This is a genomic window from Shewanella loihica PV-4 (assembly GCF_000016065.1).
Classification (GTDB): domain Bacteria; phylum Pseudomonadota; class Gammaproteobacteria; order Enterobacterales; family Shewanellaceae; genus Shewanella; species Shewanella loihica.
Genome location: NC_009092.1, coordinates 1,215,955 through 1,234,224 on the forward strand (window position 1 = coordinate 1,215,955; position 18,270 = coordinate 1,234,224).

Consider the following 18,270-nt stretch of genomic DNA (forward strand, 5'->3'; position numbering starts at 1 on the left):
TGCTAGGCAGGCGATAAATCCCTTATTTTGCTGGAGCATTTTTCAGGAGTTAGTTAGCGTATGGCAGCTTATTTTTCCCTTATCCTGGTCTTGGTGACCCTAGGCAGCGGCCTGATCTGGATGTTCGATGCCTTAGTCTTAGCCCCCAAGCGTCAGCAGAAGCTGGCCATGGCGCAGGCGGCCAACCAGGAGATTAGCGAAGAGAGCGCCGAAAAAATCGTGCGTGAGTCCGCCATAGTGGAGACCTCGCGTTCTATTTTTCCGGTTATCGCTTTCGTGTTGATCCTACGCTCTTTTATTTATGAGCCTTTCCAAATTCCTTCGGGATCTATGATGCCAACCCTGCTGGTGGGCGATTTCATCCTGGTGGAAAAATTTAGCTATGGGCTGAAAGATCCTGTGTGGCGTAGCAAGCTTATCGAGACGGGCAAGCCACAGCGCGGTGACGTGGCGGTATTTAAATACCCAGAAAACCCACAGATCGACTACATCAAGCGTGTCATCGGCCTGCCGGGGGATCGCATCGTCTATCGTAACAAGGACCTCTATATTCAGAAAGCCTGCCCAGAGGGGCAGAGCGAGTGTCCTAAGCTAGAGAAGATAGAGCGTGCCGGCGTCAACCAGGGCGAATATACCCAGGATAATATCCCGCTGCTGCGCTACAAGGAGCAACTGGGCGATGTGACCCACGATATCCTGATCAACCCAGGACGCGGCGAGCCGACCTCTTACTATTTCCGCGAGGGTAACCTGGCGGTGGGCGAGTTTGTTGTGCCTGAAGGTCAGTATTTCATGATGGGTGACAACCGCGACAACAGCACAGACTCACGCTTCTGGGGCTTCGTGCCCGAGGCCAATCTGGTCGGCAAGGCGGTAGCGATCTGGATTAGTTTTGAATTTGAGCGTAAGCCGTCGGACTTTTTACCGACTTGGGTACCGACAGGCGTACGCTTTAACCGTGTAGGCGGAATTGTGTAGATGGAACCCATTAAGAATCTACCGCGTTTGGGTAGAATATTAGGTTATCAATTTCAGCAGATCGCGCTGCTGGAGCAGGCGTTAACTCACCGCAGTGCGGCGAGCAAGCATAACGAAAGACTGGAGTTTTTAGGCGACTCTATTCTCTCTATCGTCATCTCTGACGCCTTGTATCATCAGTTTCCCAAGGCGACCGAGGGTGACCTGAGCCGGATGCGCGCCACACTAGTGTGCGGCAAGATGCTAGCCGAGATCGCCAAGGAGTTTAAGCTTGGCGATTATCTTAAGCTGGGCCCTGGTGAGCTCAAGAGCGGTGGTTTTCGCCGCGAGTCTATCCTGGCCGACGCCATGGAGGCGATCATAGGCGCCATCTATCTGGACGCCGATATCGAGACCTGTCGCACTTTAGTACTAAACTGGTATAAGAGCCGTCTTGCGGTGATCGAGCCGGTCAATCAGAAAGATCCCAAGACCCTGCTGCAGGAGCACCTGCAGGGATTTAAGCAGCCGCTCCCTGTCTATACAGTGGTGAACATCAGCGGCGAAGCCCATGCGCAAACCTTCACCGTGGAGTGTAAGGTGGAGCAGCTAAAAGAAGCCGTTATCGGCGTGGCCAATTCCCGCAGAAAGGCGGAGCAGATTGCCGCAGCAGAAGTGTTGGAGCGTATTAAGAAATGAGTAACAAACCCGAGCAGCCTGAAGGCGCACAAGAGCCGAGTCTAGACGAGCTGCTGGCGCGGATGAACAGCGGCCGCAGTGGTAGCCAATATGAGGTGACCTACTGTGGCATGGTGGCCATCGTCGGCCGTCCTAATGTAGGCAAGTCGACCCTGCTGAATAAGCTACTGGGTCAGAAGATCTCTATCACCTCTAAGAAGCCGCAGACCACGCGTCACCGCATCATGGGCATTCACACCGATGGCCCGCGTCAGGTGGTGTTTATCGATACCCCTGGTCTGCATATTGAAGAGAAGCGCGCCATCAACCGTCTGATGAACCGCGCGGCGTCCAGCTCTCTGGCCGAGGTTAGCCTAGTGGTATTCGTGGTCGATGGTCTTAACTGGACCGCCGACGATGAGATGGTGCTAAAGAAGCTTCATAACCGTGACGATGGCCGCAAGACGATTCTGGCCATCAACAAGGTGGATAACATCAAGGACAAAGAGGCGCTGTTCCCGCATCTGCAGACCCTGGCGGCCAAGTTTGAATTTGATGAGATCTTGCCTATCTCGGCAACCCATGGCACCAATGTGCAGCGCATCATGGAGCTGGCCTTAGAGTCGGTACCTGAGTCTCCGCACTACTTCCCCGAGGATTATGTCACCGACCGTTCTCAGAAGTTTATGGCCTCTGAGATAGTGCGCGAAAAGCTGATGCGTTTCCTCGGCGACGAGCTACCCTACGATGCCACGGTAGAGATAGAGCAGTTTAAGATGATGGAAAACGGCGTCTATCAGATCAATGCCTTGATCTTGGTGGAGCGCGAGACCCAGAAGCGTATGGTGATCGGCAACAAGGGTGAACGTATTCGCACCATTGCCACCCAAGCCCGTCAAGATATGGAGGTCCTGTTCGATAACAAGGTCTTCCTTGAGGTCTGGGTTAAGGTCAAGTCTGGCTGGGCCGACGATGAACGCGCCCTACGCTCATTAGGCTACGGCGAGAGCTAAGTCGACAGATTAATGTTAAGCCGAGGTAGTCACGCTAACGTTGTGGTTGTCTCGGCTTTTTTGTCAGCATTGTTTTTGGTAAGCAGGGATTAAGGAAGCGGGCAATGCACAGGGGATATGTACTGCACACCCGTCCCTATCGGGAGTCGAGCGTGCTGGTTAATCTGTTGGTCGACGGCCTAGGCAGGGTCGATGCCGTCGCGCGCCTGGGCAGTGGCAAGACCTCGATAAAGAGCATACTGCAACCCTTTCAGCCCTTGCTGTTTCAGCTGTCGGGACGAAGCAGTCTCAAGAGCCTGTATCAGGTAGAGGCCGCCAGCCCGGCTGTGCCCCTGAGCGGCAATGACAGTTTCGCCGGCTTCTATCTCAACGAGTTGTTGGTGCGCTGCTTGTCGGTAGAGCATGGCGCCGAGCAGTTCTTCTTTACCTATCATAAGACACTGATGGCCATGGCCGCCGCCTTTAGCGAGGCGCAGCTCAGACAGTTTGAGCTTTCGCTGCTCAAGGAGCTTGGGGTGATGCCCTCGCTCAATCTGGATATCGAAGGCAGCCCTATCGAGACCGACTTCTACTACCGCCTGTTATCTGAAGAGGGCTTTAGCACTGCTCTCGGCCCCAAGCCCAACCATTTTAGTGGCGAGATGCTGCGCGCCCTGGAGGAAGACAGGCTGACAGAGGCCGATTTTAAACAGGCAAAACTGCTGATGAGGCAGTTACTGTCGCCGCTGCTGGGCGACAAGCCGCTTAAGTCGCGGGCGCTGTTTTTAAAGGGCAACAGGCCATCGAGTTACAGCAAGTAGCTCCCCATCCATGTTCGCAGCAGAGAGTTGCGCACATTCATCGGGTGTTTCCCTTGTGGCCTTCCCTTAAGCTTTAGTAAAATAGGCACAAAATTCCAATCGCGACACTCTACACTTAAGGACTTTCCATGAGCCGTATTCATCTAGGCGTTAATATCGATCACATTGCCACCTTACGTCAGGCCCGTGGGACCAGTTACCCGGATCCCGTCCATGCCGCAGCCGTTGCTGAGCATGCCGGCGCCGAAGGTATTACCGTGCATCTGCGTGAAGACAGACGCCATATCTGCGACAGAGACATCTATCTGCTGGCCAAGACCATCAAGACACGCATGAATTTCGAGATGGCGGTGACCGACGAGATGTTGGATATCGCCTGCGAGGTGAAGCCTGCCTATGTCTGTTTGGTACCTGAGAAGCGTGAAGAGCTGACCACAGAAGGCGGCCTGGATGTGGCGGGCCAGCAGGATAAGATCCGCGCCGCGGTCGAGCGTTTGACTGCCCTGGGCATCAAGGTGTCGCTGTTTATTGATGCCGACCCTGTGCAGATCGATGCCACTGTCGCCGTAGGTGCCCCGGTTATTGAGCTACACACAGGTTGCTATGCCGACGCCGAGACAGATGCCGAACAGGCCAAGGAGCTGGCACGCATTACCGAGATGGCAACCTACGCCCACGGTAAGGGGCTGGTGGTCAACGCGGGCCATGGTCTTCATTATCACAATGTGAAGTCTATCGCGGCCATTCCTGAGCTTTATGAGCTTAATATCGGTCATGCCATCATCGCCCGCGCAGCTATCGATGGCTTAGATAAGGCGGTACGTGACATGAAGCAGCTGATGGTCGAAGGTCGCAGCGGTCAGTAATCGTATGGAGCTGAATTTAGGGTGCAGTTAGTAGGGAAGGGCAGATGATTGTTGGTTTAGGGACAGATATCGTCGAGATCGCGCGTATCGCCGACAAGGTGCCCGCGGCGGGAGACGAGGCGGCGCTGGCCAAGTGTCCGCTCGCCAAGCGTGTGTTGACCCAGGCCGAGATGGCAATATTTGTCGCTTCCTCCCAACCCGGTCGCTATTTGGCGAAGCGTTTTGCCGCCAAAGAGGCGGCCGCCAAGGCACTGGGCACCGGCATTGGACGCGGTGTCTCCTTCCAGCATATCGAGATCAGTAACGATGCTAACGGTGCGCCGCTCATCGCCTTTCAAGGTGGTGCGGCCGAGCGGCTGAGTCTGTTGGGCGGCAGCCGTGCCCATCTCTCCATCGCCGATGAGAAACACTATGCCACGGCGACCGTGATCCTCGAGTCAAACTAGCTATTGGCCTTGATAGATGGGGTAATGCAGCTGCTGTTTAACTGGCTGTGCATTAGTCCCATGTGCGCTAAGGTTCAGAAATACAGGCTGTTTTAATTTCGTTTTCGGCACTTTGTGTCGACGCATCGCACTGGCATCTGTTAATAAAATGTTTTAGGTTAGGCTAACTGAGACGAGCGTCAAACTTAGCCAAATTACCTTAATGGTGGTTGCCAGGATAGGGCAGGCTTTGGTCTCGCAAGATAAAAAGACGATGGAGCCGAGCCATGAAATCTGCGATCGAGCAGTTATCCACCTACAAGAGTGTTCACCTCAACCCCACTAACATCAAGACTCACTTTGTCGGCATCCCGCTGATCATCTGGTCGGCCTTCGTGATGTTAAACACCATCCCCTTTAGCCTGTATAGCTTCGGCTCCACAGGGCTGGAGCTCAATGTGGCCGTGCTGTTTGCCTGCGCTGTATTGATATATTACTTTGCGCTGCATGCCAAACTGGCGCTGGGGCTGGTGCTATTTATCCTGCCCGTGCTCTACACCTCCTTCTTGGTGTCAAGGATGGAACAGGCCTGGCCCATCGCCATCGGCGTATTCGTGATTGGCTGGATCTTTCAGCTCATCGGTCACAAGTATGAGAAGGCCAAGCCGGCCTTTATCGACGATCTTAACCAGCTGTTGATCGGCCCCTTCTTCCTGATGGCCGAGCTCTATTTTATGCTGGGGCTGGAGCGCGACTTAGACGAAGCGATAACCCCATTGGCGAGAGATAAGCGCCGGGCCTTAACCCATGCCAGTAAGCATGACAATTAGAAATTTTGGTCGCTATGGGATAACAAAAAGGCGCCTTAGGGCGCCTTTTTTGGTGAATTGTGAGGACTAGTTGCGACTGCCCTTAGGCGCCTTGTAGTGCTGGGGCATGACCCGCACCGTCTTCACCATGTTGTCGGCCACCTCGACCACCTCAAGCGGGTAGCCCGAGAGACGCATCGAGGTGTTAGGCTCGGGGATCTCCTCGAGATACTCAAGGATCAGGCCGTTGAGCGTCTTAGGCCCGTCGATGGGGAAGTGCCAGTCCATCTCCTTGTTGAGATCGCGGATGTTGATGGTGGCGTCGATAAGGAAGCTGCCATCTTGCTGCTGGTTGATATCTTCGCTAGGCGTGGTGATCATCGAGGTGGTAAAGTCGCCGACGATCTCCTCGAGAATATCTTCCAGCGTTACCAACCCCTGAATATCCCCATACTCGTCTACTACTAAGCCGATACGTTCCTTGTTCTGCTGGAAGTTGGCCAGCTGCACGTTGAGTGGAGTCCCCTCGGGGATGAAGTAGATCTCTTTTACCGCCCGCAGCAGGGATGACTTACTAAACTGCTGCTTAGATTGCAGGCGCAGGGCGTCTCTTAGGTGAACGAAGCCGACGGCATCGTCTATGTTATCGCGGTAGAGCAGGACCCGGGTGTGGGGACTCTGAATCACCTGCTTATTGATGCGGCTAAAGTCGTCGTTAACGTTGATGGCGTAGAGATCCGAGCGCGGGATCATGATGTCCTCGACCGTGACCTTTTCCAGATCCATGATAGAGAGCAGCATCTCCTGGTGGCGCTGGGGGATCAGGGCGCCGGCCTCGTGCACAACTGTGCGCAGCTCCTCCTGACTCAAGGCGTCATCGGCCTTCACCGAGCGGATGCCCAGCAGGCGCAGGAAGGTAGAGGTGATAAAGTTAACTATCTTCACCAAGGGCGAGAGCAGCACCAACAGGGCTTTGAGCAGTACGCTCGATGGAAAGGCGATACGCTCAGGGTGCAGGGCGGCCACAGTTTTTGGCGTCACCTCGGCAAAGACTAATACCACCAGAGTGAGCACACCCGTGGCGATGGCCACCCCAACATCACCAAACAAGCGAATCCCCAATATGGTGGCGATAGCCGAGGCGAGGATGTTCACCAGGTTGTTGCCGATCAGAATCAAGCCGATCAGTCTGTCTGGGCGCTCTAGCAATCTGATGGCGCGTTTCGCGCCCTTATGACCATTGTTGGCCAGATGACGCAGGCGATAGCGATTGAGCGACATCATGGCGGTTTCGGAGCCGGAGAAATAGGCGGAGATGATGATGAGTACGAACAGGATGATGACAAGTACGCTGGTGGATATAGCTTCCAATCAGTGGCCCCACTTTGGCGTTGATGAGTAAGAATAGCGTTAAGATTTAGTAAATACAGCGATTTGGGCTGTGAGTCAAGTTCACCTAGGTCGCACTTTAGTCCATCTTGACCTAGGTGAAGTGTGCGGAATTTAGCGTGTCTGGCCTATTGCAGGATCAGTTCTTTGACGATGCGGGCGCCGAAGTAGGCCAGTGACAGCAGGGTTGCGCCAGTCAGAGTATAGGCCACGGCGGTGCGGATCTTACAACCTACCCAGTACTGCTGCGCCAGCATGGCGATATAGGTAAACCAGGCAATGATAGAGAGGATCGCCTTATGGCCCTGGCCGTCGGCAAACATATCATCGAGGAAGATAAAGCCAGTCGCCAGCGACAGACTCAGCAGCACCACGCCGATGATCACCAGGTGATAAAGTTGCTTCTCTACCGTCATCAGCGGTGGAATCGCCGGGCTCAGCATCAGCTGCTTCTTCTTCAGCTTGTTTTGAATCATCGCCAGTTGGATGGCATAAAGCGCGGCGATCATTAGGGCACTATAGGCCATCAGCGACAGCACCACGTGGGCCAACACCTCGGGGTAAAGCTCGAAGTGGGTGATATATTTAGGCGGTAATAGCCACAGCAGCGCCACCGAGATGACAGAGCACGCATAGACCACGGGCACGACGACGATTACCTTGAGGCGGAACATCAAGATGGTGAAGGTGAAGGCGATGATCCAGTTCACCATGGAGATCACATTGGTCAGACTGAAGTTTTGACCGTCACCGGTGAAGATGGCCTGAGACAGGGCGGCGGCATGAAGCACCACGGCCACGGCGGCGAAGGCGGCTACGGCTTTACGGTTAGGGCCATCGGCATGAAACAGTCGGCTGACGACCAAGACGAGTGCGATACTGTAGAAGAAAATGGCTGAAGCCGAAAAAATCACCATCGAAAATTAACCTATCGTTATGTGAGCTTTCTTGTGGTCATCGACCTGCGCGAGGCGGTCGAGTTTTTATCCTTAGTTGATCGTTAGAATAACACGATGGATGCTATTTTGGGCAGAGGCTTTACACACAAAAATTAGCACTTTCTGAGCGTTACTCCTAAGTTTTGACATTTTTACCCTACAGCAGATAACTTGCCTAAGCCATAACTTACGCTGCGCGGTAGCATAATATCTGTGCATCGCTATAATACTGCCCCAATCATGTAAATTCTAAACGGTAAAGAACGCGATAATGTTTGAGAACCTCACCGACAGATTATCACGCACCCTGAAAAATATTAGCGGTCGTGGTCGCCTTACAGAAGACAATATTAAAGAAACGTTACGCGAAGTGCGTATGGCGCTGCTGGAAGCCGACGTCGCCTTGCCCGTTGTTCGTGCCTTTGTTAACAGCGTTAAAGATCGCGCCGTAGGCCAAGAGGTCACCAAGAGCCTGAGCCCAGGCCAGGCCTTCATCAAGATCGTCCAGAGTGAGCTTGAAAATGCCATGGGCGAAGCCAACGAGGCGCTAAACCTCTCGGCGCAGCCGCCAGCGGTGATCATGATGGCCGGTCTGCAAGGTGCGGGTAAGACCACCAGTGTTGCCAAGCTGTCTAAGTTCCTGCGTGAAAGACAGAAGAAATCTGTATTGGTGGTCAGCGCCGACGTCTATCGTCCGGCGGCGATCAAGCAGCTGGAAACCTTGGCCAATGAGGTCGAGGTCGAGTTCTTCCCATCGGATGTATCGCAAAAGCCTATCGACATCGTCGATGCGGCCATGGCTCACGCCAAGCTTAAGTTTATCGACGTGGTGATCGTCGATACCGCGGGTCGCCTGCACGTCGACGAGAGCATGATGGACGAGATCAAGGCGCTGCACGCCGCGGTCAAACCGGTAGAAACCCTGTTTGTGGTCGATGCCATGACGGGTCAGGATGCGGCCAACACAGCCAAGGCCTTCAACGAAGCCCTGCCGCTGACCGGTGTGGTACTGACCAAGGTCGACGGTGATGCCCGTGGTGGTGCTGCGCTGTCGATTCGCCATATTACCGGTAAGCCGATCAAGTTCCTGGGTGTGGGCGAGAAGACAGATGCTCTCGAGCCTTTCCATCCGGACCGTGTTGCCTCGCGCATTCTGGGCATGGGCGATGTGCTTTCCCTGATCGAAGAGGTTGAGCGCGGCGTCGATAAAGAGAAGGCGATGAAGCTGGCCTCTAAGGTCAAGCAAGGCGGTAGCTTCGATTTAGAAGACTTCCGTGAGCAGCTACAACAGATGAAGAACATGGGCGGCATGATGAGCATGCTCGAGAAGCTGCCCGGTGTCGGTCAACTCCCCCCAGAAGCCCTGGCTCAGGTGCAAGACGGCAAGCTAACGGGACAAATGGAGGCTATTATTAACTCCATGACCCCAGGCGAGCGTAAGCGCCCAGAGATCATCAAGGGGTCTCGAAAGCGTCGTATCGCCATGGGTTCAGGTACCCAGATCCAGGACGTCAATCGTCTGCTCAAGCAGTTCACTCAGATGCAGAAGATGATGAAGAAGATGTCGGGTAAAGGCGGCATGAAGAAGATGATGCGCGGCATGAGTGGAATGCTGCCTCCCGGGATGAAGATGCCGGGACGTTAATCGTCTGACTTTGTATAGATTTAGCTAAGTCCATTAAGGGTTTTCAGCCCTTAGTGGACTTGCTATTTTTGCGTGAAAAACGTTGCATTTGTCGCCGGTTCAGGTAGAATCGTGCGGCTTTCTATCTGGGACTCTTCGCGAACACGGGGTTCCAGTTTTTATTTTTGCTTCAGAACGAAGCAAATCATTAGAGGATAAAAGACGCATGGTTACCATTCGTTTAGCTCGAGGCGGCGCAAAAAAGCGTCCATTCTATAACATCGTTGTTGCTGACAGCCGTAACGCTCGTGACGGTCGTTTCATCGAACGTGTTGGCTTCTTCAACCCTGTTGCTCGTGGTCAAGAAGAAGCTCTTCGCTTAGATCTTGATCGTGTAGATCACTGGGTTGCTAACGGTGCTGCTACTACTGATCGTGTAGCGAAACTGATCAAAGACGCTCGTAAAGCTGCTGCTTAATAGCGTTTAGGTATAGATTGATGAGTAGTCACCAAGAACCTGTCGTACTAGGCAAATTAGGCGCTAGTCACGGCATTAAAGGTTGGTTGAAGATCACTAGCTATACCGATTCTGTCGAAGATATTTTTGACTATTCACCTTGGTTGATTAAAGAGCAAGGCGAATGGCGCGAAGTCAAGGTTGCACAGTGGCGCTATCAAGGTAAGGCGATTATCGCCGCCCTGGAAGGCGTAACCACTCGAGACCAAGCGCAAATGCTCACTAACTGTGAGATTGCCATTCCCGCCGAGGCGATGAAGGCACTGCCGGAAGATGAATTCTACTGGCGTGATCTTATCGGCTGTGAGGTGGTGAATACTAAAGGCTACAAGATGGGCAAGGTCGACCAGATCGTGGAAACAGGATCGAACGACGTGCTGCTTGTGAAGGCCAACGCGAAAGATGGCTTTGGCAAAACGGAACGTATGATTCCTTTTGTTACCGAGCAGTTCATCCTTGAGGTGAATCTGGCGGAAAAACAAATTTTAGTGGATTGGGATCCGGACTTCTAAGTCGAGGGACAACAGATGTGGTTAGGGGTAGTAACCCTGTTTCCAGAGATGTTTCGTGCCGTAACAGACTTTGGTGTAACGGGTCGGGCCGTAAGTAACGGTTTGTTAGAGTTGCAAACGTGGAATCCCAGAGATTTCACCCATGATAAACATAGAACAGTGGACGACAGGCCTTACGGCGGCGGACCTGGCATGTTGATGATGGTGCAGCCTCTACGTGATGCCATCCATGCAGCGAAAGTCGCTGCGGGTGATAAGGCTAAGGTGATTTATCTTTCTCCTCAGGGACGCAAGCTGACACAGCAGGGCGTTGAAGAGTTAGCTAAATCGGAGCGTTTGATTTTAGTGTGTGGTCGCTACGAAGGTATCGATGAACGCATTATTCAAACGGAAGTGGATGAAGAGTGGTCGATTGGAGATTACGTGCTCTCGGGCGGTGAACTCCCAGCGATGACCCTGATCGATTCGGTTTCTCGTTTGGTGCCTGGCGTGCTAGGTAAACAAGCGTCGGCAGAGCAGGATTCCTTCTCTGACGGATTACTGGATTGTCCCCACTATACTCGCCCAGAAAGCCTAGATGGTATCGATGTACCGGCGGTATTGCTTAGCGGCAACCACGAAAATATTAGACGCTGGCGATTGCAGCAAAGTCTCGGAAGAACTTTACTGCGGCGACCAGAATTATTTGAAAATCTAGCTCTGACTGATGAACAAACCAAGCTATTAGCCGAGTTTGTTAATACCGCCCAAGCAGGCGAGTAAAAATGGTCAGTTATTACTAGTATGGAGTTTATTCATGAATAACATCATTAAAATGCTCAACGATGAGCAAATGAAGCAAGACGTACCAGAATTTGGTGCAGGTGACACAGTAGTTGTAAAAGTACGTGTTGTTGAAGGCGGTAAAGAGCGTCTACAGGCGTTCGAAGGCGTTGTTATCGCTAAGCGTAACCGTGGTCTGCACTCTGCATTCACTGTACGTAAGATCTCTAATGGCGAAGGTGTTGAGCGTGCGTTCCAAACTCACAGCCCGCTCATCTCTAGCATCGAAGTTAAGCGTCGCGGCCGTGTTCGTCGTGCTAAGCTTTACTACCTACGTGAGCGTTCAGGTAAGTCTGCACGTATCCGCGAGAAGCTTGCTAAGTAAGCACTCGCTAAAACGTAAAAAAAGATGCAGTGTTCGCACAATGACCCGCCTTATGGCGGGTTTTTGTTTTTAGGCATGTGCTAATGAGTTGCGCTGATATCCTTAGCATAGCCTTGTGCATTTTCCCTTTTCCTATTCTCTTACCTGACTGATTTCCTATTCTCTTACCTGACTGATCCCACCTGGCTAAGCCTCTCTTGGTAAATCCACTTTATTGGCAAAACCCTTCTCTTTAGCCAGCGCTCAATGGGGCTTTTACCGCTTCGATCGTGAATTCTGCTTGAAAAGCAAATTTCTGCTTGATCTAAATTTATGCAGCAGGCATAGTTAGCTCACAGGTGTAATGGTGTACCATTACGATATTGCATTTAGGTATGAGAAAACAGATTAGGTTGGTGACAGGTATGCAGCAAGACACGATAAATAATGTTCACATCAGCTCGGAGAAAGTGCTGGTGACCCCGGAAGAGTTAAAACAACAACTGCCCCTGTCGACTGCCGCCTATCACTATGTGCTTAACGCGCGCCGCACTGTATCGGATATCGTCCATAAGCGTGATAACCGCGTGCTGGTGGTCAGCGGTCCCTGTTCTATCCACGACATCGCCTCGGCCAAAGAGTACGCGCTGCGCCTCAAGACGCTGCACGACGAGCTTAAAGATGAGTTCTACATCCTGATGCGGGTCTACTTCGAGAAGCCACGTACTACCGTGGGCTGGAAGGGGATGATCAACGATCCCGATATGGATGAGTCTTTCGATGTGGAGAAGGGGCTGCGTCAGGCGCGCGAGTTGATGATCTGGCTGGCGGAGCTGGGACTGCCGGTGGCGACCGAGGCGCTGGATCCTATCAGCCCGCAATACATCTCCGAGCTGGTCACCTGGTCGGCCATCGGTGCGCGCACCACAGAATCTCAGACCCACAGGGAGATGGCGTCCGGTCTCTCCATGCCTGTGGGCTTCAAGAATGGTACCGACGGCAAGCTGGGGGTGGCGATCAACGCGCTGCAATCGGCGGCCAGCAGCCACAGATTCATGGGGATCAACCAGGCGGGTCAGGTAGCGCTGCTACAGACCGCGGGTAACCCAGATGGCCACGTGATCCTGCGCGGCGGCAAGACTCCTAACTATGACGCTTCGAGCGTGGCCGAGTGTGAGCAGCAGCTGCATGCGGCCAAGCTTAACGCCCGCTTGGTGGTGGATTGCAGCCACGGCAACTCGAGTAAAGATCACACCCGCCAGCCGAGCGTCTGTCAGGATGTGTTCGATCAGATAGCCAATGGCAACAAGTCGATCATAGGCGTCATGCTGGAGAGTCATCTGAACGAAGGTAATCAGAGCAGCGACAAGCCGATGAGTGAGTTGGCCTACGGGGTGTCGGTAACCGATGCCTGCATCGACTGGCAGACCACGGAAGATCTTCTACGTCAGGGGGCGGCACAATTGGCATCGGTTTTACCAGGCAGATTTGCTATGCTCAAGGCGGTCAATGCCTGATGGAACACGCGCAAATGAGTGAGAAAACCACTAACGAACTGGAAAAACTGAGAGAGCATATCGACAGCGTCGATCAACAGCTGCTACATCTGCTGCGTAAACGCCTGGATCTCGTGGCCCAGGTGGGCGGCGTCAAGCATGCGGCCGGCGTGCCCATCTACGCGCCTCAACGTGAGGCCTCCATGCTGGCCAAGCGCCGGGAAGAGGCGGCAAAGATGAATGTCTCGCCCCAGCTGATCGAAGATATTCTGCGCCGCCTGATGCGCGAGTCCTATCTCAACGAGAAGGACGTCGGTTTCAAGCAGGTAAAGACGGATCTGGGCCATGTGGTGATCGTCGGTGGTCAGGGCAAGCTAGGCGGCCTGTTTGCGCAGATGCTGAGCCTGTCCGGCTATCAGGTGAAATCTCTTGATAAAGACGACTGGCAGCAGGCCGACGCGATTTTCGATGGGGCTGGGATGGTGATAGTCACTGTACCCATTAGCATCACCTGTGAGCTTATTCGCGACAAGCTTACCAGCCTGCCAAGCAGCTGTATCCTGGCCGATCTGACGTCGATCAAGGAGAAGCCGCTTGAAGCGATGCTAGCCAGCCATCAAGGCCCGGTAGTAGGTCTGCATCCCATGTTCGGTCCAGATGTGGGCAGCCTGGCCAAACAGGTGGTGGTGGTGTGTCATGGCCGCGGCCGCGAGCAGTACGAATGGCTGCTGGAACAGATAGGGATCTGGGGCGCTCGCCTAGTCGAGGCCGATGCTCAGCAGCACGATAAGGCGATGCAGCTGGTGCAGGCGATGCGTCACTTCTCCTCCTTCGTCTATGGCCTGAATCTCTATCGTGAGGCGGCGGATATCGACAACCTGTTGCAGTTCAGCTCGCCTATCTACCGACTGGAGCTGGCGATGGTCGGGCGCCTGTTTGCCCAGAGTCCCGAACTCTATGCCGATATCATCTTCGCCCAGCAGGAGAGCCTGACCGCAATAGGGGATTACCTGGATAACTATGCCCAGGCGCTCGAACTCCTGAAGCGCGGCGACAGGCAAGGTTTCATTCGCGAATTCGAGGAAGTGGCGGCCTGGTTTGGGGATTTTGCGCCTCAGTTCCAACGCGAGAGCCGGGCGATGTTGCAGTCGGTTAATGATATGAAGACAGGCTAATCGATAACCTAGGGAGGGTGTGAATAAGTCCCGTGCTTGCTCTGCGTGTGCTTAAAGTGGATAGATGCAAGGCACAGTTTGCAGCGAATGGCCCTAGTCCTTCGCAAGAACTGTAACGCAGCAAATACCGCTGTAAGCCTCGCCCTGCGGGGCTTTGATAGCAACACCATTTCGGCGTTATTCAACTTCAGCAGGCCTCGGCATGCCTTCAGTTGAATGCCTTGAACTGTCGCTGCTATCAAAGCCAGAGCTGTGCGACGACTTGTTCGCACCTTCCCTAGATTAAAACTCCCTGGCGGCGTCCGAGTGATTGACACTCAGGGCGCCGTCTTTCTTTTGGGCCCCTTTAAAGGATAACTTGCTGTTTTAAATTGTTTTACCATATTTTTTAACAACTTAGTTTCGCATAAGCTAATTTGATCCGCTTCATAGTTTCTCACATTGCTCGCAAGTTTCACTTTTGTGCCTGTGTTTACCACAGTAGACTTCGCTTAAAACGTGCAAATAAAAAGCATGATTAAATAAAGGAGCAGTATTGTGTTTTGTATTCAGTGTGAGCAAACCATTCGTACCCCTGCCGGCAATGGTTGTAGTTATTCCCAAGGCATGTGTGGCAAACTAGCAGCCACCTCAGATCTGCAAGATCTGCTGATTTATATCTTACAAGGCGTATCTGCCTATGCCGAGAAGGCGCGCGCCTTCGGCATCATTGTCCCGGCCATCGACACCTTCGTGCCTAAGGCGTTCTTCGCCACCCTGACCAATGTGAACTTCGATGACGAGCGCATCATGGCCTACACCCAGCAGGCTTATGGCTACCGGGCCCAGCTTCAGGCGGCCTATGAGTCGGCTTGTAAGGCGCAAGGCCAAGCAATTGAAACCCTGATCCCCGCCGCTAGCCTGGTGCTGGCCAGTGTGAAAGAAGAGATGCTGGCCCTGGCCGCTCAGGCGCTGCCTAATCGCGGCAAAGAGGAGGTCAACGAGGATATCATGGGCCTGCGTTTGCTCTGTCTCTATGGTCTTAAAGGTGCGGCCGCCTACATGGAGCATGCCCGAGTACTGGATCAGACCGATAGCGAGGTGGCGGCCAAGTTTCATGAGATCATGGCCTTCTTGGGCTCAGATTCTGTCGATGCCGACAAGCTGTTTGCCACCGCGATGGAGATAGGTCAGCTGAACTATCGCGTGATGGCCATGCTCGATGAGGGTGAGACCCAGGCCTTTGGCCATCCCGAGCCGACTCAGGTCAACACGGTTGCGGTGAAGGGCAAGGCGATTCTGGTCTCGGGCCACGACATGAAAGATCTGGAGCTTATTCTTCAGCAGACCGAGGGTAAGGGGATCAACGTCTTCACCCACGGCGAGATGCTACCGGCGCTGGCCTATCCCGAATTGAAAAAGTATCCACACCTGGTCGGTAACTACGGCAGTGCGTGGCAAAACCAACAGAAAGAGTTCGCTAACTTCCCTGGTGCGGTGGTGATGACCTCTAACTGTATTATCGATCCTAACGTGGGCGACTACGCTGACCGTATCTTTACCCGCAGCATAGTGGGATGGCCGGGTGTTACCCACATAGTTGGAGATGACTTCTCTGCGGTGATCGATAAGGCCTTATCCCTTGAGGGCTTCGCCTATGATGAGATCCCCCATCACATCACCATAGGTTTCGCTCGCAATGCGTTAATGGCCGCCGCGCCTGCCGTGGTGGAGAATGTGAAAAACGGTTCCATCAAGCACTTCTTCCTGGTCGGTGGTTGTGATGGCGACAAGGCCGAGCGCAGCTACTTTACCGACATCGCCAAGGCGGCGCCTAAAGACTCCATTATCATGACCTTAGGCTGTGGTAAGTATAAGTTCAACAAGTTGGCCTTCGGTGATATCAACGGCATTCCACGCTTGCTGGATATCGGTCAGTGCAACGATGCCTACTCGGCGATTCAGCTGGCGATCGCCCTGTCTGAGGTGTTCGAGTGCGAGATCAACGAGCTGCCGCTGAGCCTGGTGCTATCCTGGTTCGAGCAGAAGGCGATCGTTATCCTGCTGACTCTGCTGTCGCTTGGTGTGAAGAACATACGCACTGGCCCTAGCGCGCCAGCCTTCTTGACGCCAAATCTGCTTAAGGTGTTGGAAGACAAGTTTGGCCTGCGTTCTACCACCACGGTGGAGCAAGACCTTAATGCCATCTTAAACGTTGCCTAAAACGCCCCCAAACGTCCACGGTACTGCCGTGGGCGTTTTTTCTTTTTGGTAAGTCACCCATGAATCAACAAGATTATCTATCACCCAACTGGCAAGCCGGCGAGACTAGACTCGTCTGTGTCGAGCGCTGGCAGGAAACCCATGATGTGACCAGCTTTCGCTTTCAAGGGGCGCAGCCGGTTAAGTTTCATTTTAAGCCGGGACAGTTCATCACTTTCCTGCTGGATATTGAGGGGGAGCGAGTTGCCCGCAGCTATACCATCTCGTCGTCACCCTCGCGTCCATACTCCCTGGTGGTGACCGTCAAGCGTATTCCTGGCGGGCGGGTGTCCAATTACCTGGTCGATAACCTCAAGGTGGGGCACAGCGTCAACGTCAGCGGTCCGGCTGGCGCCTTTAATCTGATCGACATTCCCGCCAATCGTTACCTTTTCTTAAGTGCCGGCAGTGGTATTACCCCCATGTATTCCATGTCGCGCTGGTTGACGGACACTCAGCTGGGCAGCGATATCGCCTTCGTGCACAGCGCCAAGGCCAAGGAAGATCTCATTTTTCATGAGGCGCTGCTTAAGATGGCCCAGCGTCATCCCAATATGGCGCTGCTCTACAGCTTGGAGTCTGGCGAGTCGCTCGAGGCCCGTGCTAGTTGTGAGGGCTTTTCTTGCTTCGACGGGAGATTTAACCTGGAGATGCTCGTGAAGGCCGTGCCTGATTATCTTGATCGCACAGTGTTCGTCTGTGGCCCCGAGCCCTACATGCAGGCGGTGAAGGCAATGTTGCAAGATGCTGGGTTCGACATGAGTCGTTATCATCAGGAGAGCTTCGGCGCGCCTGCCTCATCGTCTGCATCGCAAGTCGAAGACCTGGACGAGATTGCGGGTTCTACTCCCTTTATGCTGCAGATCGGTGATCTGTCTACGCCCCTCACTGGAGAGCAGACGGTACTGGAGGGGATAGAGGCGAAAGGATTGCCCATTATCGCCGCCTGTCGCTCAGGGGTCTGCGGCGCCTGTAAGTGTCAGGTGCTAAGCGGCGAGACAGAGTCCAGCAGCGAGATGACGCTTACACCGGCCGAGGTAGCGCAGGGCTTCATTCTCGCCTGCTCGACGCGATTAAAGTCTGATGTAACCCTCTCCTTGGCATAAGAGGTGCTGGCAAAGGCGAGGATTTTCAGCGAGGATCTCGCCAGCTCTTACGGCATCTCTTGTAGCAGAGGCGCCATTGCCAGCGCAGACAGTTTGGCACTCTGCCAGCAAAATTGTCGTGATGGGATAAATCGATCGCAAGATTTGCGCTAAAGACGATGACACAGTATGGTTAATTATAGGACTAGGCGCAGAATGGCATCTGGTTCACTCTTTATCCCCTGTGTGGAATTTGTGTGGAGCGCCCCTAATGGTATCGACTACGTCACAGCCTGTCGTTTTAGACGACCATAGCCTTGGCCATCTACTGTATGCCTTGATGTCGGCCTTTCCGCTGCTGTTGCTGCCGCCCCTGTTTGCCCTGATGATCAGTCTCGGGCAGAAGGGGGATAAGATGAGCAGCCTGCTCTATTCCCACATACGTTGGCAGCGTTGGTCGATTATCTCCTTGTTTTCGCTATTATTGCTGGCCTACTTAGTGCCTCAAGGCTGGATGGCCGTGAGTCTGTCACTGCTGGCGCTCTTGTGGTTTTGTCATCGCACCATCAAAGGCTGGATGAATCTGGTGGATGGCCTGGCGATTTAAGCTTATCGGCAA

General features: G+C 53.5%; 19 protein-coding genes. 17 read left to right on the top strand and 2 right to left on the bottom strand.

Features of this window, described 5'->3' with window-relative positions:
* The first annotated feature begins 60 nt into the window (after positions 1–60).
* The 7 genes from lepB (at position 61) to SHEW_RS05460 (ending at position 5,569) form a co-directional block, all read left to right on the top strand.
* Positions 61–978 carry a signal peptidase I gene (lepB, locus tag SHEW_RS05430; RefSeq protein ID WP_011864857.1) on the top strand — a complete coding sequence of 306 codons (918 nt, stop codon included), beginning with the start codon at positions 61–63 and terminating at the stop codon, positions 976–978.
* Positions 979–1,656 carry a ribonuclease III gene (gene rnc / locus SHEW_RS05435; RefSeq protein WP_011864858.1) on the top strand — a complete coding sequence of 226 codons (678 nt, stop codon included), beginning with the start codon at positions 979–981 and terminating at the stop codon, positions 1,654–1,656. It abuts the gene before it with no gap.
* Positions 1,653–2,648, top strand: coding sequence for a GTPase Era (era, locus tag SHEW_RS05440; protein ID WP_011864859.1), 996 nt, complete (start codon positions 1,653–1,655; stop codon positions 2,646–2,648). The genes rnc and era overlap by 4 nt, the downstream gene beginning before the upstream one ends.
* A 104-nt stretch (positions 2,649–2,752) precedes the next feature.
* The gene (gene recO / locus SHEW_RS05445) at positions 2,753–3,448 is read left to right on the top strand and encodes a DNA repair protein RecO (protein WP_011864860.1); all 696 of its coding nucleotides are present in this window, start codon (positions 2,753–2,755) and stop codon (positions 3,446–3,448) included.
* Between the two features lie 128 nt (positions 3,449–3,576).
* Complete coding sequence (gene pdxJ / locus SHEW_RS05450) at positions 3,577–4,314, top strand: pyridoxine 5'-phosphate synthase (protein WP_011864861.1); 738 nt, start codon at positions 3,577–3,579, stop codon at positions 4,312–4,314.
* A gap of 44 nt (positions 4,315–4,358) precedes the next feature.
* The gene (gene acpS, locus SHEW_RS05455) at positions 4,359–4,760 is read left to right on the top strand and encodes a holo-ACP synthase (protein ID WP_011864862.1); all 402 of its coding nucleotides are present in this window, start codon (positions 4,359–4,361) and stop codon (positions 4,758–4,760) included.
* 266 nt (positions 4,761–5,026) lie between these two features.
* Complete coding sequence (locus SHEW_RS05460; RefSeq protein WP_011864863.1) at positions 5,027–5,569, top strand: Mpo1 family 2-hydroxy fatty acid dioxygenase; 543 nt, start codon at positions 5,027–5,029, stop codon at positions 5,567–5,569.
* A 66-nt stretch (positions 5,570–5,635) separates the two neighbouring features.
* Here SHEW_RS05460 and SHEW_RS05465 read toward each other — a convergent pair whose 3' ends face one another.
* Positions 5,636–6,919 carry an HlyC/CorC family transporter gene (locus tag SHEW_RS05465; protein WP_011864864.1) on the bottom strand — a complete coding sequence of 428 codons (1,284 nt, stop codon included), beginning with the start codon at positions 6,917–6,919 and terminating at the stop codon, positions 5,636–5,638.
* Positions 6,920–7,065: 146 nt separating this feature from the next.
* Positions 7,066–7,854: a cytochrome C assembly family protein gene (locus tag SHEW_RS05470; RefSeq protein ID WP_011864865.1), complete on the bottom strand. Its 789-nt coding sequence runs from the start codon at positions 7,852–7,854 to the stop codon at positions 7,066–7,068.
* A 292-nt stretch (positions 7,855–8,146) separates the two neighbouring features.
* Between SHEW_RS05470 and ffh the strand changes: the two genes are divergently transcribed.
* The 10 genes from ffh to SHEW_RS05520 all read left to right on the top strand — a co-directional run bounded on the left by ffh (position 8,147) and on the right by SHEW_RS05520 (position 18,258).
* Entirely contained in the window at positions 8,147–9,520 is a 1,374-nt protein-coding gene (gene ffh / locus SHEW_RS05475) for a signal recognition particle protein (RefSeq protein WP_011864866.1), read from the top strand.
* A 205-nt stretch (positions 9,521–9,725) separates the two neighbouring features.
* The gene (rpsP, locus tag SHEW_RS05480; protein WP_011864867.1) at positions 9,726–9,977 is read left to right on the top strand and encodes a 30S ribosomal protein S16; all 252 of its coding nucleotides are present in this window, start codon (positions 9,726–9,728) and stop codon (positions 9,975–9,977) included.
* A gap of 20 nt (positions 9,978–9,997) precedes the next feature.
* Entirely contained in the window at positions 9,998–10,528 is a 531-nt protein-coding gene (gene rimM, locus SHEW_RS05485) for a ribosome maturation factor RimM (RefSeq protein WP_011864868.1), read from the top strand.
* Between the two features lie 15 nt (positions 10,529–10,543).
* Positions 10,544–11,290 (top strand): tRNA (guanosine(37)-N1)-methyltransferase TrmD, encoded by a 747-nt coding sequence (gene trmD, locus SHEW_RS05490; protein ID WP_011864869.1) that lies wholly within the window; start codon positions 10,544–10,546, stop codon positions 11,288–11,290.
* 34 nt (positions 11,291–11,324) lie between these two features.
* Positions 11,325–11,675 carry a 50S ribosomal protein L19 gene (gene rplS, locus SHEW_RS05495; protein WP_011864870.1) on the top strand — a complete coding sequence of 117 codons (351 nt, stop codon included), beginning with the start codon at positions 11,325–11,327 and terminating at the stop codon, positions 11,673–11,675.
* Positions 11,676–12,079: 404 nt separating this feature from the next.
* Complete coding sequence (locus tag SHEW_RS05500; protein WP_011864871.1) at positions 12,080–13,171, top strand: 3-deoxy-7-phosphoheptulonate synthase; 1,092 nt, start codon at positions 12,080–12,082, stop codon at positions 13,169–13,171.
* A 14-nt stretch (positions 13,172–13,185) separates the two neighbouring features.
* The gene (gene tyrA, locus SHEW_RS05505) at positions 13,186–14,325 is read left to right on the top strand and encodes a bifunctional chorismate mutase/prephenate dehydrogenase (RefSeq protein ID WP_041406991.1); all 1,140 of its coding nucleotides are present in this window, start codon (positions 13,186–13,188) and stop codon (positions 14,323–14,325) included.
* Between the two features lie 537 nt (positions 14,326–14,862).
* Complete coding sequence (gene hcp / locus SHEW_RS05510; RefSeq protein ID WP_011864873.1) at positions 14,863–16,527, top strand: hydroxylamine reductase; 1,665 nt, start codon at positions 14,863–14,865, stop codon at positions 16,525–16,527.
* 59 nt (positions 16,528–16,586) lie between these two features.
* Positions 16,587–17,672, top strand: a complete 1,086-nt coding sequence (locus SHEW_RS05515; protein WP_011864874.1) for an FAD-binding oxidoreductase — start codon at positions 16,587–16,589, stop codon at positions 17,670–17,672.
* Positions 17,673–17,922: 250 nt separating this feature from the next.
* Entirely contained in the window at positions 17,923–18,258 is a 336-nt protein-coding gene (locus SHEW_RS05520; RefSeq protein ID WP_011864875.1) for a hypothetical protein, read from the top strand.
* Positions 18,259–18,270: the final 12 nt, after the last annotated feature.

Bases quoted from the DNA above. Each gene is read 5' to 3' on its own strand.
- SHEW_RS05520 (WP_011864875.1), top strand. From the start codon at position 17,923: ATGGTATCGACTACGTCACAGCCTGTCGTTTTAGACGACCATAGCCTT.
- SHEW_RS05470 (WP_011864865.1), bottom strand. From the start codon at position 7,854: ATGGTGATTTTTTCGGCTTCAGCCATTTTCTTCTACAGTATCGCACTC.
- era (WP_011864859.1), top strand. From the start codon at position 1,653: ATGAGTAACAAACCCGAGCAGCCTGAAGGCGCACAAGAGCCGAGTCTA.
- SHEW_RS05500 (WP_011864871.1), top strand. From the start codon at position 12,080: ATGCAGCAAGACACGATAAATAATGTTCACATCAGCTCGGAGAAAGTG.
- SHEW_RS05460 (WP_011864863.1), top strand. From the start codon at position 5,027: ATGAAATCTGCGATCGAGCAGTTATCCACCTACAAGAGTGTTCACCTC.
- tyrA (WP_041406991.1), top strand. From the start codon at position 13,186: ATGAGTGAGAAAACCACTAACGAACTGGAAAAACTGAGAGAGCATATC.
- rimM (WP_011864868.1), top strand. From the start codon at position 9,998: ATGAGTAGTCACCAAGAACCTGTCGTACTAGGCAAATTAGGCGCTAGT.
- ffh (WP_011864866.1), top strand. From the start codon at position 8,147: ATGTTTGAGAACCTCACCGACAGATTATCACGCACCCTGAAAAATATT.
- pdxJ (WP_011864861.1), top strand. From the start codon at position 3,577: ATGAGCCGTATTCATCTAGGCGTTAATATCGATCACATTGCCACCTTA.
- trmD (WP_011864869.1), top strand. From the start codon at position 10,544: ATGTGGTTAGGGGTAGTAACCCTGTTTCCAGAGATGTTTCGTGCCGTA.
- lepB (WP_011864857.1), top strand. From the start codon at position 61: ATGGCAGCTTATTTTTCCCTTATCCTGGTCTTGGTGACCCTAGGCAGC.
- SHEW_RS05515 (WP_011864874.1), top strand. From the start codon at position 16,587: ATGAATCAACAAGATTATCTATCACCCAACTGGCAAGCCGGCGAGACT.
- rpsP (WP_011864867.1), top strand. From the start codon at position 9,726: ATGGTTACCATTCGTTTAGCTCGAGGCGGCGCAAAAAAGCGTCCATTC.
- rnc (WP_011864858.1), top strand. From the start codon at position 979: ATGGAACCCATTAAGAATCTACCGCGTTTGGGTAGAATATTAGGTTAT.
- recO (WP_011864860.1), top strand. From the start codon at position 2,753: ATGCACAGGGGATATGTACTGCACACCCGTCCCTATCGGGAGTCGAGC.
- rplS (WP_011864870.1), top strand. From the start codon at position 11,325: ATGAATAACATCATTAAAATGCTCAACGATGAGCAAATGAAGCAAGAC.
- acpS (WP_011864862.1), top strand. From the start codon at position 4,359: ATGATTGTTGGTTTAGGGACAGATATCGTCGAGATCGCGCGTATCGCC.